The organism is Pedobacter gandavensis, assembly GCF_014172405.1.
Taxonomy (GTDB): domain Bacteria; phylum Bacteroidota; class Bacteroidia; order Sphingobacteriales; family Sphingobacteriaceae; genus Pedobacter; species Pedobacter gandavensis.
The window spans coordinates 478,050-494,623 of sequence record NZ_WNXC01000001.1 but is presented as its reverse complement, the minus strand read 5'-3'; the positions used below and the strand labels follow the sequence as shown (position 1 = coordinate 494,623).

Genomic DNA, 16,574 nt, shown 5'->3' with positions numbered 1-16,574 from the left:
TTTTGTTACAGTTGAAGAAAGAATTAATGTTGGCAGCAGACTGGTTTTGCCTGATACCTGTTAACGTCAGGAATAATTTTTATATTAAACAACCTAAACTATAACGATTTGATGAAGAAAATACTCCTGGCGCTGAGCTTACTTCCTATGGTAAACCTCGTAAATGCCCAGACAAAAACATTAAAAACCCATTCTGGAAATCCGATCTTCAAAGGATGGTATGCAGATCCTGAAGGCGTTATTTTTGAGAAAAATTACTGGGTATATCCTACTTTTTCGGCTCCATACGAAAAGCAAGTCTTTCTTGATGCCTTCTCCTCTCCTGACCTGGTGACCTGGACCAAGCATCCAAGAATATTGGACACCGCCAATATCAAATGGGCAAAAAAGGCCATATGGGCACCTGCTATCATTAAGAAAAAGAACCAATACTTTTTGTTTTTCGGGGCAAATGATATCCAAAGCGATCAGGAAACTGGTGGTATTGGAGTGGCTGTTGCAAATAACCCAGCCGGACCTTTTAAAGATCACTTAGGAAAGCCATTAGTCGACAAATTTCACAATGGTGCGCAACCGATAGATCAGTTTGTTTTCAAAGATAAGGATGGTAAATATTACCTGATTTATGGGGGCTGGAAACATTGCAACATCGCAAGACTAAATGATCAGTTTACGGGTTTCTTACCCATGAAAGATGGCAGTACTTTTAAAGAAATCACACCTGAAAACTACGTAGAAGGCCCATTTATGTTCATAAGAAACAACAAATACTACTTTATGTGGTCGGAAGGCGGCTGGACTGGCCCGGATTATAGTGTGGCTTATGCCATTGCAGATTCTCCGATGGGGCCATTCAAAAGAGTGGGTAAGATTTTACAACAAGATGCAAAAATCGCTAACGGTGCTGGCCATCATTCGGTGATTAGAAATGAGAAAAGCGATGATTGGTATATTGTGTATCATAGAAGACCGTTAAACCAGACCAATGGAAATGCAAGAGAAACTTGTATTGATCGAATGTATTTTGATAAAGATGGATTCATTAAACCAATCGTGATGACGACAGAAGGCGTTTCTCGCAAATCATTACGTTAAAAAGCACATTGTACTGGAATTGTTGTTATCTTGGAGCGAATTAAATTCCATATAGGAATACCGATAGAACACCATAAAGGATACCATTGAAAGAGAAGATTAGTTTAAGAAAAGGTATTTTTGCTACTGTCATTTTGGTATGGACATTATTGTTTGTACCCAATACTTTTTCTGCCAACTCTTCAAATGATCATCCTAATTTCCTTTACAGCTCCTACTTTCAAGGAGAACTTTTGGAAGACATCCCATTGGATATGGGTTATACTTCTGCTGTTAAAAAAGCAAAGTATTTTCAACCTCGAATTACAAATCATGATGCCATCGTTAGTCCGCTGGTACCTCAAACAGCAACAAAGATTGCTGTTGCCTCATGGAACTGGCCCCAACATGGTGAATATTCCTTTCTTTTTAGGTTAACTCCGTTCTAGATTTCAATTGATCAACAAAAGAAGTATTGCTCAAAATAATTGTAATCAGAATTAACTTAAAAAGAAGAAATTTTATGAATTGTCCAAATTGCCAGGAAACCCTATTAATGACCGTAAGAAATAATGTAGAAATTGATTATTGCCCAAAATGTCGCGGTATTTGGTTGGATCGAGGTGAATTAGATAAACTATTGGCACATGATCAAGATAAAGGCTCATCACACCGCCAGGAAGGTTACCGTGGACAGGATCAACGTGGCCATGACCAGCGTAATCAACATGGTTACGGAAGCAACGCCCATGGATATCCAAAAAAGAAGAAATCCTTTTTAGAGGACTTATTTGATTTTTAATCGCTTTTCCAAAAGGATTGCGCAATCTAACTTCATTGCATACCTGCAATAGATTTTAGAACATTCAGCAGGTCAGCATTACAAATGCTGACCTGTTTTATTTTCTTTACTTCCCTCCTGTTTACCGCTATTTGATTCCAAATTCTGGAGAAAATTCATCTCCAGGAATCTTTCTTCTATTCCTTTATTAATTTTCAACATCAAATTAGAATGCAGTATCCAGTGTATCAATAGGTTTCAATTACGGATGCTAATCCATGATAAAAATCCAGGTATCAAAACCATTGATACTATTTCAAATTTGCTCAAAAAGACTAATTTTGAAATTGAAGAACCATATTAAAGCAACCATAAACCAAGATATCTCCATTCGAAATCAATCAATTGAGCGCTATCAGAAACCCAAAACCATTTATAAATGAGTATGATCCAACAAGCTGAATTTCTAAGTACCTACAACCTTAATTCAGCAGATTTAAAAGCTACGAACCTTAATTACGAAGAACTGTTAAACATCAGCGCCGATTTTGAATCCAAAAAGGCTGCGTATGATGAAATCGGCACCGGAGTTGTCAAAATACTTTTCAAGTTTGATGCCGTTCATGCCATCAAATATCAGATCCAGAATTCGGAAGAACTAATCGCTAACCTTGTTGCGTATAAACTACAACATCCAGAGGTTATCCTTGATTTGACGACTTATGAAGCACTGATTGAAAACCTGATCAGCATTAGAATCATTCCACTTTTCAAATCTGATTGGGCAAAAATACATGACAGTATTGTGGATCAATTTGTGGTTATCGGTAACATGACGGCAAATGTAAGAGTCGAAGATGCTGCTACTACCACTAAAGCCTTTACCGATAAAGGATGTACATTAAAAACACAATCAGACGGCTATAGATCTGTTGATTACGTGATCAAAACTGCGCCAAGTAAAAAAGAATACAAAGTAGCGGTTCAAGTTCGCAACATTTTTGAAGAAGGATGGGCTGAAATCGACCATAGTGCCCGTTATAAGAACAAAATGGACAGCCAGATTTTAAACGAATTCTCTAAAACACTAAACAAATTGGCTGGTGGTGCTGATGAAATGGGTGAGTTTATCCATGGATTACAATCTTACCTGGAGGCACAGGAAACCTTAGTTCAGCAACAGCAAACTTTAGTGGAGGAACAACAGGTTGAGCTGGAAAATTTAAGAGCAGAACTTGCTAAAACCAAATTAACGGAAAAGACAAGCAACAGTTCGGAAGGCATGTTAGGAAAAGACATCATCGAGGATTTAGCAAAAACAGCTGCTGCAATTGACGGTGGTTCGGTTCCAACTGAAACTCCGATCAGTGCAATCAAAACAACGCCTGAGCCGGCTCAGGAAAAGGCATCAGAAAAAGCGCCTGTTAAAACCGAGGAAAAACTGATCGATTCTACTGCTGCTGCAACGGAAAAGACTATTGAAGAAAAACCTAAAACGGTTAAAAACAGAACAGATAAACCAAAAGCTGTGAAACTAAAAGAAGTAAAGATAAGCGAGGAAAAACCTAAGGTAGAAATGCTTCCAGTGGTGGAAGATTTATTCGGACAAACCCGTATCCCGGACGCTGCACCACTTAAACCTTCAGTTACAAACGCATAAAACATTTCAATTTTATTAATTAGCCTTCAAGCGCCAGAAATCTGGAGTTTGAAGGCTATGTTATGAGATAAGGTTAATACAAATACGCCAAGAGGGATAGCAATCTGCCACAATTTTTCGCAAACGTTTGTGTAAACAAAAACGACCAGAATTACTTTAATAATCGAGTTATTTGGTTAAACAACCAAACACACCATGAAACTAAATTCACTAAATCCTAAAACCGGCCTCGCAGCAGTTCTATTGATGGCGACCGGGCTTTCCGGCTTTGCGCAAAGTAAAAACTTCAAGGAGGTTTTCTCAGTACCTGCAAACAAAGCCTATGTTGAACCCTATAGCCCAAATAACCGAGGAGTCTCTGTACCTGTTGGCTACCCGGAAGACAAAGATGTCGTTTCTAAATGGAGCGACAAAAGTAAAAGCGTAGTCTGGTATCTTTATCAAAAGCCAGGACAATATGATTTTTACTTCGACAATACTGTTGATCATGGTAAGCAACTAACCTTTGAATTGATTGTCACACCAAGCGTAGCCATGAAAGGATTCAAAAACATTCAAAAAAAGTTAACATTTAATGGCACAGGTCAGCAAAACGCGTTGTTTGCTGGTAATATAGTCGTGCCTGAAACCGGTTACTTCCGATATGAGTTGAAACCAATTACGGATCCACAATCCGCCATAAAAATAAAGACACTTACTTTCAAATCGCTACAAGATGGTGGACAGGTGAATCAAACTGACTATCAGTCCTCTCCTTCTGTGCATTTGGGTTTCAGTGCTACGGAGCCTAGCACTAAATCTTACAACTGGATTTACCAGGAAATCATGGTTCCTAAAGGCGCAGACCCTTTGGCTACCTACTACATGAGCTTAGGTTTTTACCGTGGTTACATGGGCATCCAAACGAATTCATCCACCGAACGCAGGGTGCTTTTCTCAGTTTGGGATAGTAAGGATGCTGAAAACGACAAAACAATTACCGCACATGATTATGTTTCATTTGTGGACAAAGATAAATCAACTACCGTAAATACCTTTGGTGGTGAAGGTACCGGCGGTCAATCCTATGTGAAAACTGCCAACTGGAAAAGCAATGAGCCGGTTAAGTTTTTAATGAATGTTTTGAAACAAGATAACAATTCAGTCCTTTTATCTGCCTGGTACAAACTGGAAGGTGAAGACTGGAAATATGTGGCAACCTGGAGAGCACCAAAAGAACAGCGTATGTTTAATGGTTTCTATTCTTTCCTGGAGAATTTCGGTTACACGAATGGTCAGGTTCGTAGAGAAGCCTATTACTATAATGCCTGGGGCATGGAAGATGCGACCGGAAAATGGGTGAACTTCAATAAAGTAAAGTTCTCTCATACGGACGGTAAACCTGGTCAGCGGGTAGATTACGAACAAGGTGTTTCTCCAAAATATCCAGACATGTTTTACATGTCTTCTGGTGGATATACGCCTACTTTAAAAACCGAAGATGAAATGCCGGTTGCTAAGCAAAAGCTTGAGCTTAATTTGAAGCCTTTCGAAGAAAGAGTGGCGATTGCACTGAAAAATGAAGAAATCAACAACAAGGATTTTAAGACGAAAAAGTAATTTGGTAAAAAAGCTTAGAAAAAATCTTTTAGTATCAACGAAGTCTCACAGGAATGTGGGACTTTTTTATTTAACAGCATAGCTATTCTTCAGTCCCCGTAGCAATGACCTAAACAACCGACAAGCACGTAGTCGATTAATAAAACCCATTTTTTTGATTTTTTGTCCTAGAAATATTTATATAATTGCTTTATTTGATATACTTTAATTAAAAATATATTATTAACCATTTTATAAATGACAATGGCTCTCGAATCAACAAAAAACATATGGGTACTAAAATCTGTACCAGACTCTGACAGATCATCTCAAACTATCGAAAGTTATAAAGATGAGGCAGGCAAAAGTTACAATTATGATAGTAACGTTCCCAATGCAAAAAAAATAAAAATTGGTGATCAAGCAATTATAATAAATAAAAAAATAATTTTAGGAATTGCTGAAATCCAAGACATTACCATTACCAAGGGTGTAAAAACGATTCTCAAGTGTCCAGAATGTAATTCTTCTAATATTAGCAAGAGATTGAAGCTTACTCCCGTTTATAAATGTAACGATCAACATTTTTTTGATCACCCGAAATCTGACCAGGTTGACGTTACCCGGTATTCTGCAAAATTTCAGGATTCTTATGTCCCAGTTCCTAATAGCTCAATATTACTTTCAGACCTAAGACCATTTTACGTAAGAAATTATAATCCAAATCTTTCAATGCAATTTGTTAGTAATGATGTAATGAGTTTATTCCAACAAACAAGTTGGCAATTTGAAAAGAATACCACGACAGACTTATCACCGGAAATCACATTAAATGAACCCGAAAATCCATATATCTACAACAATGAAGATGAAAGAATAACTGTTGAAAGACAACTACAAGCAAGGCGGGGTCAAAAACAATTCAGAGATGGATTGATAAATCGTTACGGAGCCAAATGCATGGTGACCAATTGTTCAATTCTGTCTATTATTGAAGCGGCCCATATTAACCCATATCGTGGACAGAAAGATAATCATGGTGAAAATGGTTTATTGCTACGCGCAGACATTCATACGTTATATGATCTAAATCTAATAGCGATTGAGCCTATAAGCTTTACAATACATATCTCGGACAAAATCAAGGGGTCTGAATATTCGGAACTACAGGGCACTACATTAAAAATCACATCAAAAAAACCCAGTGAGGAAGCCATTAAGAATAGATGGATCATATTTAACACATTGTTGTCCCAATAATATCAACACCAAAATTAAGTTCAAAACATTCATACACCTATCAAACTTTTATTATTTGATAGGTGTTTTTACCATTTACCACAACTTCCTATCAGAAATATAAGGCACAATCGGATAGATATAATCGTCCATCTTCACCCCCAACTTTTCCGGCGAAGAACCCACAAAGACCGTTTTCTTTCCTTTAATTGTGATCTTGCCTTTTCCTTCAATTTCAATCATTGCCCATATTGGATCCTTATAAGGAACGGTGTACTTAATATTTGGATGTGATTTATCGACTTCCTCCGAGTACCTGCTTTCCTTATAATTATCCCCTAACCACTGATATGACGCACTATTGATCTGCACATAATGGATTTGGTTGATATAATTGTAATAATCCTGATGGTGATGTCCACTGATTACCAGTACCACTTTTTGCTGACCTGCTTTTTTATTTGCTTGTTCCAGTGTATACCTCAATTGAGTCCCATTTTCCAATCCCCCAGAATCATTGTCCAAACCTTGGTGACAAAATACAACCGTTGGTAAAGCCGTATCATTCAAGTCTTTTTTCAACCAATCCAACTGTACCGGAGAAATGTACCGCGCATATCCCTTTGGCCGGTATTCGCTTTCATTATTCTCGTTACCATCTAGTACCACGAAATGAAATCCATTCACATCAAATGAATAATATTTTCCTTTTGCAGACCAAAAATCTACGACTTGTTCCCGTGTAAATCCCCCATCAGTATCGTGGTTCCCGATCACATGATATTTGGGCCCTTTAAATCCATTCCAGACCTCCATCAATGGCAGGTTGCCTTTTTTAGGAAAACAAAAATCACCACCTTGAATGATAAAATCAGGACTTTCTTGATTCATCTCTTTGATAAAAGCGGACAATCGATCTATGCCATCATGCATAATGTCATGATGTAAGTCGGTGATCATTCCAAATCTTACTTTTTTAGGAATTGGATTTAGTTCCGGAAATTTCGCAAAAAGTAAAGTACCTCCTGCTAACCCAGATTTAGTGAGAAATTCTTTTCTATCCATATCTATTTTTTAAACATTTCACAGACCTAAATTAGTAATACTAAACAATAATTTAGTATTACTGTGTGTCAATCTGCTACTACAAATGATATTTTCTACCAAAAAGAAAGGAATTTTGGGAAGGTAACACCTTAATCTTCGGCCTTTTGAATAGACAAAGCATGGTGAAAAATATTCAAAGGATCCCATTTAGTTTTCAGCTGCTGTAATCGTGGGTAGTTACCTTTATAATAGAGCGTATGCCATGGAATACCCGATTTATTCCATTCCAGATCTGCATGATCCGTATCCGGGTGATTGATCAGACTACCATCCGTTTGCTCATTGGGTACTGGTACACCTCCAGAATTCTTAAACAAGTCCTGATAAAAGGAACGAACCCAATCCAAATTCACCGCTTCATCTTTAGGATCGAGCCAACCTACATTGCAAGCAACATCAAGAATGCAGTCCCTTTGAGCGGATGCGGTCGCATCGGAAACTACACTATTTACTTTACCTCCGTAAGTCGCCATACCTAGTCCACCGCCAATATTTTGTGGGCTAGTCAAATAGTGATAAGCTGTTGCGATCTGTTCATCTGTTAAAGGTTCGCGAAAAAGAGCGTCCTTCACTTTTGCTTTTACTTGCCCCAAACCAGGCTGAAACAATTCTGGAAAAGGATTCAGGGCAAAATCCAGCCAGGAACTTTCCTCCAGCTGTAAAGAATAAGGTAAATCCGGGAAATCGGCTATGGCCGACAAATGTGCTTCGATCAGCACTGCCGCATTTCCATGAACTGTACATAGCCCTTTCATTTCCAATTTACCAAGGTTTCGGTGGTTTAAAAAAATCAGACTAAACAATTGGTTGTATATGGAATCCGGGCCACAATTTTGTTGCGCCCAGTTTCCGAAATTTCGGACCAATCTGGAGAAAGAGATTTCGTCAAAACCGCTCCAATCCCAGGAAACGCGAAAGGTTGTGATGGTCCTTGGTGCTTTTGGAAGGGCAAATTCCGGATGAGAACCTATGGCCTCCGGAGAACGGAGCCAATAACGCGTGACAATTCCAAAATTACCGCCACCACCACCGGTATGCCCCCAGCAAAGCTCCCGATTGGGATCACTTTCTTCGCGGGTAGCGACCACACGATAAACTTTTCCAGTGCCATCAATACCCAGCATTTCTATCCCATAAAGATGATCGGCTGCCAAACCAAACTCCCGGCAAAGGAAGCCAAAAGCACCGCCTAGTATATGTCCACCCACACCTATGCCCGGATGTTCACCGGCGGGAAGCAGGACTCCCCAACCTTGAAATAAGTGCTGATACATTTCACCTACTGTAGCGCCAGCCTCTACCATAAAAGCTGACTTTTCGAGATCATAAGAGACACTGTTCATCAGAGACATATCGACCAACACCTGAACTGCAGGATCAGCTACAAAACCTTCCAGACAATGCCCTCCACTGCGTACCACCAACCGTTTGTTGCTGTTAACGGCATCCTGTACCACATCAACCAACTCTTGCGTAGATTCCGGCATACAAATATATTCCGGATGCCCTGTGAAACGCTTATTGAACCGTTTCCCGGCGAGCGCTTCGTACTGTGCGTCCTGAGGTGTGATCTTTTTCATAGCTTACATTTCCAGAATGATTTTTCCCAAATGCTGACTGCTCTCCATGAGTTCATGCGCCTTACTGGCTTCCGCCATAGGGAACACCTTAAACACGGTCGATTTATATTGTCTATCCTTAAACATAGGCCAAACCTTTTCCAATATATCCTGTGCCAATGCCGTTTTAAATTCCGGTTCACGATTACGTAAGGTACTTCCAGTAATGCTTAATCTTTTACGCATCATTTGCATGATGTTTAAAGAGACCATATTGCCTTCCATTGCGTTGATGTAGACCAATCTGCCATCAGGTTTTAACACTTCAATATTCATTTGAAAATATGCCCCACCAATCATGTCCAGCACCACATCAACGGGATGGTCCTTCAATTCGTCTTCAAAATCCTGTGATTTATAATTGATAAAGCGATCTGCGCCTAATTCCAGACAATACTGTCCTTTTTGGTCTGAGCCAACAGTCACGATGACTTCTGCTCCTATATATTTTGCCAATTGGATGGCGGTAGTACCAATTCCACTGCTTCCTCCATGAACTAAGAGCCTTTCATTGGCTTTCAGACCTCCGCGTTGAAATACGTTGCTCCAGACCGTAAAAACAGTTTCCGGCAATCCTGCTGCTTCTATGAAACTTAAGCCCTCTGGAACAGGCAAACAATGTCCTGCGTTAACTTTTACATAGGTCGCATAACCTCCGCCAGCCACTAACGCACATACTTTGTCGTCGATCTTCCATTGCGTCACATTTGCCCCAACTTCTTCAATCACACCTGCAACCTCTAAGCCGAGGATATCTTGTGGAACATCCGGGGGTGGCGGATAACTACCTTTCCGCTGAAATACATCCGGACGATTAACCCCAGCTGCTTTTACCCGAATCAACACTTCATTTTCATTGATCAGGGGTTTCTCCCTTTCTTCGATCTTCAATACATCTGCAGCGCCAAATGAGGTAATTACGATTGCTTTCATAAATAAAAGGCAACATTTATCCTGCCAAAAAAAATAGCGCATTGTTTTTTTTCAGGCTTTTAAAATAACCATCAACCTCAGCAACAACCGGCAACCATTTAACTATTAATTAACCAAAATCACAAGATATTCTGGCTGTATTTTTCTTTCCTGTCCCTTTGCTACTGTTTTGCTCTTGTTTTGCTTCAACAACAGCGGAGCAAAACAAGAGCAAAAGAAAAGCAAAACAAGAGCAAAACAGATAGCGGTAAAAACCCGGTTCTACTACGCTTCATTTTCGATGAAAAGACAGATAAACTGATGGATTGTAATCGCGTTGGACCTTCGCAATATTGGAAAAACAGGTCTTTTCATGGCGAAATAATAAAGAAATAATTATTTCTTTATTAAAATCAATATTTTCCACATAAAGAATAATTAAAGAATCACTAATCCCAGCTCTTGTAAAACAAAAGACCTTATGTAATAATAAATCCTCTTTTTCAAATGACCAAAACAACTTCGCCCCTGAAGTGTTATCTCATTCTAGACAAAATTTTCAAGCCCTCCCAATACTATAATATACTCGCGCATTTTTTTAAACTTACCTTTCAACTACCGAAAATGAAAGACACAGTTCAACAACAAATCAGGTTATCCCTGCTTCAAATGGCATTGGATAACGCCGTAACTATTGAAGATTACGAAGAATGCCAGCAGTTAATCGCATTAAAACTATTGGAAGAAGCCGAAAACCCATTGACTGATACCTTAGTCGAAGCTAAAGTTTAATAATTAGAGTCCGTTCATAATGAGCGATATTAAAATCCAGATTCAAGGATTAAACCCTTGTTATAATGTTTAAGATTCCGGGGGCATACGTTCGTTTACTCCTATTTCATTAGGGTATATTCAGGAGAAAACGCAATTTCTTAATGCCAAAAGTATAAATAACCAAAAAAGCACATATATTTGAGCACAAATTTTACAATTACATTTATATGGCAAAGGCATCTGAAATTAAAGTAGGAAATATTTTACGTTTTAACAATGAACTGGTAACAGTTATTGAAATTTTACACCGTACACCAGGTAAAGGTGGAGCGTTTTACTTAGGTAAATTTCGCAATATTAAAACAGGAAAAATTGTGGAAGCCCGCTTAGGAACTGATGAGCAAGTTGAAATTTGCCGTGTAGAGACTAGTGACTACCAATATTTATATGAAGAAGGTGATTATTTTGTAGTGATGGATAATGAGTCTTTTGAGCAATTCAGTGTTGCTAAAGACCTATTTGGTGAATCTGCAAAATTCCTTAAAGAAGGAATGGACGTAATCGTTTCTTTCGAAAGTGAAGAACCAATTATGGCTCAAGCGCCTAATTTCGTAGAGCTTATGGTTACTTATGCAGAACCAGCTGTTAAAGGTGATACTTCTTCAGGTGCTCAGAAAATGGTAACTACAGAAAATGGCATCGAGATTAGAGTACCATTATTTGTAAACGAAGGTGATAAACTAAAAGTAGATACACGCACAGGTGAATACGTGGAGCGTGTGAAATAAGAAATTTCATTTCTAAAAAAATGCGGCTTAAAGAAATTTAAGCCGCATTTTTTGTTGGTATTTGTTTGGGCCCATTGGGCTACTTTAGCTTTCTGAATCCGTAAGCGATCGCAACTGTGAACAGTAGCATGGCTGTAAAGCCAAAGGCGATAGGCAATGAAAAAGAATAGGCGATAAAGCCAAGTATTGCAGGGCCGGCTAATTGTCCGGCATAACCGATCGTGCTAATTACAGGAATTGCTACCGTTGCAGGAACGTCTTTAAGCTTCCCTCCTTCACTGATAAATACAGGAACGATATTCGCGGCACCCAGGCCTAATAACACAAAACCAAGAATGGTACTGCCCAACCAAGGTGTAAACACCGCCAGCAGAATCCCAAAGCAAGCGAGTAAACTTCCGGCAACCACTACTGTTTTTCCATCAAACTTAGCCACCAGTTTATCTCCGGTAAGCCGCATAAAAGCCATGGCAATTGAAAAGGCCGCATAGCCGATTCCTGCAAAGCTTTCGGTCACCCCGCGGCGCTCTCTTAAAAACAAAGCGCTCCAGTCGAGCATTGCACCTTCAGATAAAAATACGGCGAAACACATCAAACCCAAAAACACGACACTCCCTTTAAGCCAGGATGTCTTTTTCTGCCTTGCCGCTGTGGAAGAAAATCTTTGAATGGCTTCTTTTTCTGTCGCCTTGTCGAGCAAGGATTTGAAATTTAAAGAGACCATGATGATCAGTAGAATAGCAATGGTTATTGCGGCTACTACCGGCTCCAATCCCAGTCTCATTAAGAAGCCTAAGCCCAGGGAACCTAGTAATCCGCCAACGCTAAACAGGCCATGCAGGGAAGACATAATTGGCCTTTCCGCAAGATTTTCCACCTGGACACCATGCGTGTTCATGGCCACATCTACTGTTCCTACTGCTGCCCCGAAAATAAACAGCGCAATTCCCATTTGAACCGGCGTGTTAGTGAGCATTAACAATGGCAATACAAAGGCCATCATTAATGCCGCAGCGAAAATCACCACCCGACTGCCGTAACGATGGGACAATAGCCCACTGATGGGCATCATTGAAATCGCACCAGCACCTAAAAGCAACAGTAAAAGACCCAGATTGGCATCATTTAGTCCGAGTCTTTCTTTTGCGTAAGGTACCATTGGCGCCCAACTGGAAATCCCCAATCCGCAAACCAGAAAAATGAATTTAGTTGCCCTTTGTGCCTTTAATGTTTTTTGTAGTCCTGCTATCATGGTTGCAATTTAGATAAATATTGCAGATAATTGCAATTACATGCAATATTTAATCAAAATACTGCAAAACATAGGAAAAAGAGGCATTATAAAACAAGTAAGGTATTTCCTTGTTAAGCTATAAACAATTCCCCATGGAAGCATATAATATAGATCTTAGTGGCCGAATATTAACTATTCAGCCACTACATGATGGAAGTTTTAAGGTTATTGAAAATGGTCATGAGGTTGCCCGTCTTTTTCCGGAAACCAATGAACTGGGCACAGTCTGGACGAGTTCAGGAATAATCGATCATGATGAAGCGCAAAAACTCGGCGCTTTAATTGAACAGAATTAAAACCTAATTTGTCATTGGTAGTCTGTTGACCAGGAACTTTCCTAATTTCTCATATCCTAGCGCATTTGGGTGTAAGCCATCAGAAAACAGTGATTCATCGATACGTTGTTGAGGATTTAGGAAAACCGCTCCTGCATCTACAAATTTGAAGTCCATTTTAAGTGGTCTCTCTACTTTCCCGCCTTTTCCGGAGCTTAAGGCTGTTGCAGCACCAATCTCTTTGTTCAGTTTTGCAATCCTGGCTTCCATACCTTTACGCGGTAAAATCCCCAGCAATACAAGTTTAGCTTTGGGTTGCTTATCCTGAATCGCTGTTACCAGCAACTTTAATCCCTGTACAATCTCATCATCTGTATTGATTTCAAGGTTATTGGTTCCAATCATCAACACAATTTGCTGAGGCTTAAAACCATCTAATTCTCCGTGATAGACACGCCAAAGCACATTTTCAATGCGATCCCAGCCAAAGCCCATATTGATTGCGTTTCGATCGCCGAAATATTTCTTCCAGGAATCTTTACCATTGGCATGAGGAGCTATTGGTTGTCCTCCCCAGTAATGCGTGATCGAATTTCCGATGAAAACCAATTTTGGCTGATGGCTTGCTGTATAATCTAATACCTGGTTGTGCCTGCTTTCCCAATCATAAGTTGAGGCGTCCCTTCTTTGGGTTACTGGAATAGTGGTAGAGACCTTCCCTTCCTTTTCCTTAAAAATCTCTTTAATCTTTTGTTCATAGGCCTTCGCATAATTCATCATACCGATATCATTTGGATGAAGACCATCTACCATACTTTCAATGTCCTGTCCGATGGCTTTTTTAGAAAGCAGGTATAAATCTTTGCGACCAGCCTTAGTCAGGGAGTCTACTGTATTTCGAAGTACCTGATTGATCGTTTCGTATTCCTTTTTTCGCAAAGGTTGCATTTCCTCTTCTGAAAACCCATCATGTTCTGTAAGTAAGATCGGAACACCTGGTCTTTTCAATTGAATTTGCGCCACTGCATCAGCAATTCGTTTACCAACAAATGCATTGCTCATTTCTTTGGATATCATATTTGGCAAACAATCCAAAACATACAATTTGGCATCAATCTGTGTGATGTAATCCAATACTTCTGCTTCAAATTTACCATTTCCTGAAAAGCCAAGATTGACCATAGGCCTGTCCAGCTTTCTCCCGAGAATGGAGGTCCATGCCAAACCTGGTCTGGTGGCACAAGCACCCTGAGCGATGGAAGTACCATATACTACGATTGGTTTGTCCGCTTTTGCTACAGGAATTTTGCTGAAACTGGCCGTTGTCGGAACGGCCACTTCCAGCCATTTCACACTATTATATAAGGGTAAGTATAACTGGTATTCGCGGTCTTTGATTTGGAGGTCTTTCCCTGCAATATTAAGAAAGCGATAGCTAATGGTATCACCGAAGGCAAATTTCCCGGCACACCAAAGCCATCTCCCATCCAGATCCTTCACATAAAGATCCACACCACTGACACCCGTTGCAGGCATATGCGGCATTTGGAGCGAGCCGGATACGGTGAATTTAACAACGATCTCTTCTGCATCGGTTTTGAACCTCAGGTTCAGTCCGGCACTATTTTCGGATAATTTCCAAAGGGGATCACGTACCTTTTTCTCCGCGGTAGCAGGTAAACGATCGTAATTACTTTTGTATCCATTTGTCCAACCCCGGCCATGAACCACATTGAGGCTGTCTTTTGCAGGATTCCAGGATTTGAAAGTTTTCTTTTCCTGCGCAATGACAAATTGGGAAAAGAACAAAGCCATGATCATGACCATGGTTAAAGTACGCTTATTCATGTATTTATGTAGGTTTAGGTATGTTCTTTATCGGGTATTAAATTCCGGTTTGATCTGGCAAAACTACTGGTTTGCCTGTGCTTTTCACAATAGGCATTGGGGCATCCCATTTCCGCAACTGAGCAGACAGCAAGGCCGATAATTCCTTTACTTTTTCCGGGTTTTCTGCGGCTTTATTTTGAAGTTCTCCAATATCCGTTTTCAGGTTGTAAAGATCCTTGATTCCATCGCGCATATGGTAGATTAATTTCCAGTCTCCTTTTCTGATGGCCGATTTATAATTAATACCAGGTCCATCCTTTGAAATCCATTTATTGGGCGTATGCCAAATTAAGGCACGTTCGTTATCGGTATAATTGACCTGCTTTAAAATGGGCAGCATACTTTTTCCGTCCAGCTCCTGAATGGTCTTATAATTCTTTATCCCTGCCATCTCCAAGATCGTTGGAAAGAAATCCTCGATGATCACATATTGATTTGCAGTAGTACCAGGCTTCACTACACCAGGCCATTTTACGATCATCGGCTCCCGAATACCACCTTCATTTACAGAACCTTTACCCGCCTTCAAAGGAAGGTTTTGTGTATGTGCAGATCCGCCTCTAGGTGGCGCAAGACTCAGCCCACCATTGTCGCTCATAAAGATAATGATGGTATTTTGAGCTACCTGTTTCGCTTTTAAATAGTCCATCACATCGCCAAGACTTTTATCCATTCCTTCCAATAAGGTGGCATATTTTGCTTCTTGTGGGTCGAGCCCTTTATCGATGTACTTTTGATAGAAACGGGGGTCTGCCTGAATGGGATCATGCACCGCATAATGTGCCAGGTTTAAATAGAATGGCTGTTTATTTTTTATGGGGCCATCCAATGTTTTCAGGGCTTCCTGCGTCAGTGCTTCCGTTAAAAATGTACCCTTTCCGTAATATTCTTCCAAATCTGGTACGGATTGCATGGTGTTTTTTCCGGGTTTGTTCCCGTAGTAGTCTTCCGAAAAATAACTTTGGGGATGACCGGCCGCATGACCGGCAATATTCACCATAAAACCAAGATTATAAGGGTTTGCTCCTGGCGTACCTACAGATGCCCAATGTGCCTTACCTACATGAATCGTGAAATAACCTGCATCTTTTAGCAATTGCGGATAAGGAGTCGCATAAATGGCATTTGGAATTCCTGGTTTAGGGCTTAAGCCGGTGTAATTCCAACTGGCAGCTGCGAATTGCTCATCATCATTGTCTGAAGAAACGTTGTATTGTGGGGAAGTCCAGTTGGTCACTTTATGGTGTGCGGCGTTCATTCCTGTCAACATGCTTACCCTGCTTGGGGTACATACTGGTGTCGCATAAGCATTCGTGAATTTCACACCATCTTTTGCCAGTCTTTCCATATTTGGTGTATGGTAGCGCTCATTCAATGGTGTCTTTTGTGTCCAGAAAGGCAATGATGTATCTTGCCAGCCCATATCATCTACCAGAAACACGATAATATTTGGCTTTTTCTGGGCGTAGATGGTGCTGATTGTACTGATAAAAATAAGCGTAGCGGGCAATAGAAGACGGGCTAGCTTCGGTCGACTAATTTTCATGTCCTAAAAATACTGGGATATTTTATAAAAAAAAGGA

At 40.0% G+C, this 16,574-nt stretch carries 15 protein-coding genes; 9 read left to right on the top strand and 6 right to left on the bottom strand.

The window, feature by feature from the left end; translation table 11 throughout:
* The first annotated feature begins 111 nt into the window (after positions 1-111).
* From GM920_RS01910 to GM920_RS01885, 6 genes are all read left to right on the top strand, one after another.
* Positions 112-1,095 (top strand): glycoside hydrolase family 43 protein, encoded by a 984-nt coding sequence (locus GM920_RS01910; protein WP_182952920.1) that lies wholly within the window; start codon positions 112-114, stop codon positions 1,093-1,095.
* Between the two features lie 86 nt (positions 1,096-1,181).
* Complete coding sequence (locus tag GM920_RS01905) at positions 1,182-1,523, top strand: hypothetical protein (RefSeq protein WP_182952919.1); 342 nt, start codon at positions 1,182-1,184, stop codon at positions 1,521-1,523.
* A gap of 74 nt (positions 1,524-1,597) precedes the next feature.
* Positions 1,598-1,876 (top strand): TFIIB-type zinc ribbon-containing protein, encoded by a 279-nt coding sequence (locus GM920_RS01900; protein WP_182952918.1) that lies wholly within the window; start codon positions 1,598-1,600, stop codon positions 1,874-1,876.
* Positions 1,877-2,294: 418 nt separating this feature from the next.
* The gene (locus GM920_RS01895) at positions 2,295-3,515 is read left to right on the top strand and encodes a hypothetical protein (RefSeq protein WP_182952917.1); all 1,221 of its coding nucleotides are present in this window, start codon (positions 2,295-2,297) and stop codon (positions 3,513-3,515) included.
* A gap of 195 nt (positions 3,516-3,710) precedes the next feature.
* Positions 3,711-5,114 carry a DUF3472 domain-containing protein gene (locus GM920_RS01890; protein WP_235964400.1) on the top strand — a complete coding sequence of 468 codons (1,404 nt, stop codon included), beginning with the start codon at positions 3,711-3,713 and terminating at the stop codon, positions 5,112-5,114.
* A gap of 237 nt (positions 5,115-5,351) precedes the next feature.
* Complete coding sequence (locus tag GM920_RS01885; RefSeq protein ID WP_182952916.1) at positions 5,352-6,353, top strand: HNH endonuclease; 1,002 nt, start codon at positions 5,352-5,354, stop codon at positions 6,351-6,353.
* A 75-nt stretch (positions 6,354-6,428) separates the two neighbouring features.
* On the opposite strand, the gene GM920_RS01880 is transcribed toward GM920_RS01885, so the two are convergent.
* The 3 genes from GM920_RS01880 to GM920_RS01870 form a co-directional block, all read right to left on the bottom strand.
* The gene (locus tag GM920_RS01880) at positions 6,429-7,397 is read right to left on the bottom strand and encodes a metallophosphoesterase family protein (RefSeq protein WP_182952915.1); all 969 of its coding nucleotides are present in this window, start codon (positions 7,395-7,397) and stop codon (positions 6,429-6,431) included.
* Between the two features lie 131 nt (positions 7,398-7,528).
* On the bottom strand, positions 7,529-9,019 hold the full coding sequence (locus GM920_RS01875; protein WP_182952914.1) for an FAD-binding oxidoreductase: 1,491 nt from the start codon (positions 9,017-9,019) through the stop codon (positions 7,529-7,531).
* A 3-nt stretch (positions 9,020-9,022) separates the two neighbouring features.
* Positions 9,023-9,991: an NAD(P)H-quinone oxidoreductase gene (locus GM920_RS01870; protein ID WP_182952913.1), complete on the bottom strand. Its 969-nt coding sequence runs from the start codon at positions 9,989-9,991 to the stop codon at positions 9,023-9,025.
* Positions 9,992-10,594: 603 nt separating this feature from the next.
* Between GM920_RS01870 and GM920_RS01865 the strand changes: the two genes are divergently transcribed.
* Positions 10,595-10,762: a hypothetical protein gene (locus GM920_RS01865; RefSeq protein WP_182952912.1), complete on the top strand. Its 168-nt coding sequence runs from the start codon at positions 10,595-10,597 to the stop codon at positions 10,760-10,762.
* A gap of 209 nt (positions 10,763-10,971) precedes the next feature.
* Positions 10,972-11,532, top strand: coding sequence for an elongation factor P (efp, locus tag GM920_RS01860; RefSeq protein ID WP_182952911.1), 561 nt, complete (start codon positions 10,972-10,974; stop codon positions 11,530-11,532).
* Positions 11,533-11,611: 79 nt separating this feature from the next.
* Here efp and GM920_RS01855 read toward each other — a convergent pair whose 3' ends face one another.
* Positions 11,612-12,784: an MFS transporter gene (locus GM920_RS01855; protein ID WP_182952910.1), complete on the bottom strand. Its 1,173-nt coding sequence runs from the start codon at positions 12,782-12,784 to the stop codon at positions 11,612-11,614.
* Between the two features lie 134 nt (positions 12,785-12,918).
* Between GM920_RS01855 and GM920_RS01850 the strand changes: the two genes are divergently transcribed.
* On the top strand, positions 12,919-13,122 hold the full coding sequence (locus tag GM920_RS01850) for a hypothetical protein (RefSeq protein ID WP_182952909.1): 204 nt from the start codon (positions 12,919-12,921) through the stop codon (positions 13,120-13,122).
* Positions 13,123-13,125: 3 nt separating this feature from the next.
* Here the strand turns inward: GM920_RS01850 and GM920_RS01845 are convergent, their stop codons facing one another.
* Both GM920_RS01845 and GM920_RS01840 read right to left on the bottom strand, forming a co-directional pair.
* Positions 13,126-14,949: an SGNH/GDSL hydrolase family protein gene (locus tag GM920_RS01845; protein WP_202986015.1), complete on the bottom strand. Its 1,824-nt coding sequence runs from the start codon at positions 14,947-14,949 to the stop codon at positions 13,126-13,128.
* A 37-nt stretch (positions 14,950-14,986) separates the two neighbouring features.
* Positions 14,987-16,537, bottom strand: a complete 1,551-nt coding sequence (locus GM920_RS01840) for a sulfatase (RefSeq protein ID WP_182952908.1) — start codon at positions 16,535-16,537, stop codon at positions 14,987-14,989.
* Positions 16,538-16,574: the final 37 nt, after the last annotated feature.

Excerpts from the sequence above, each read along its gene's own strand:
- GM920_RS01910 (WP_182952920.1), top strand. The coding sequence starts at position 112 with ATGAAGAAAATACTCCTGGCGCTGAGCTTACTTCCTATGGTAAACCTC.
- GM920_RS01900 (WP_182952918.1), top strand. The coding sequence starts at position 1,598 with ATGAATTGTCCAAATTGCCAGGAAACCCTATTAATGACCGTAAGAAAT.
- GM920_RS01895 (WP_182952917.1), top strand. The coding sequence starts at position 2,295 with ATGAGTATGATCCAACAAGCTGAATTTCTAAGTACCTACAACCTTAAT.
- GM920_RS01890 (WP_235964400.1), top strand. The coding sequence starts at position 3,711 with ATGAAACTAAATTCACTAAATCCTAAAACCGGCCTCGCAGCAGTTCTA.
- GM920_RS01885 (WP_182952916.1), top strand. The coding sequence starts at position 5,352 with ATGACAATGGCTCTCGAATCAACAAAAAACATATGGGTACTAAAATCT.
- GM920_RS01880 (WP_182952915.1), bottom strand. The coding sequence starts at position 7,397 with ATGGATAGAAAAGAATTTCTCACTAAATCTGGGTTAGCAGGAGGTACT.
- GM920_RS01875 (WP_182952914.1), bottom strand. The coding sequence starts at position 9,019 with ATGAAAAAGATCACACCTCAGGACGCACAGTACGAAGCGCTCGCCGGG.
- GM920_RS01870 (WP_182952913.1), bottom strand. The coding sequence starts at position 9,991 with ATGAAAGCAATCGTAATTACCTCATTTGGCGCTGCAGATGTATTGAAG.
- GM920_RS01865 (WP_182952912.1), top strand. The coding sequence starts at position 10,595 with ATGAAAGACACAGTTCAACAACAAATCAGGTTATCCCTGCTTCAAATG.
- efp (WP_182952911.1), top strand. The coding sequence starts at position 10,972 with ATGGCAAAGGCATCTGAAATTAAAGTAGGAAATATTTTACGTTTTAAC.
- GM920_RS01855 (WP_182952910.1), bottom strand. The coding sequence starts at position 12,784 with ATGATAGCAGGACTACAAAAAACATTAAAGGCACAAAGGGCAACTAAA.
- GM920_RS01850 (WP_182952909.1), top strand. The coding sequence starts at position 12,919 with ATGGAAGCATATAATATAGATCTTAGTGGCCGAATATTAACTATTCAG.
- GM920_RS01845 (WP_202986015.1), bottom strand. The coding sequence starts at position 14,949 with ATGAATAAGCGTACTTTAACCATGGTCATGATCATGGCTTTGTTCTTT.
- GM920_RS01840 (WP_182952908.1), bottom strand. The coding sequence starts at position 16,537 with ATGAAAATTAGTCGACCGAAGCTAGCCCGTCTTCTATTGCCCGCTACG.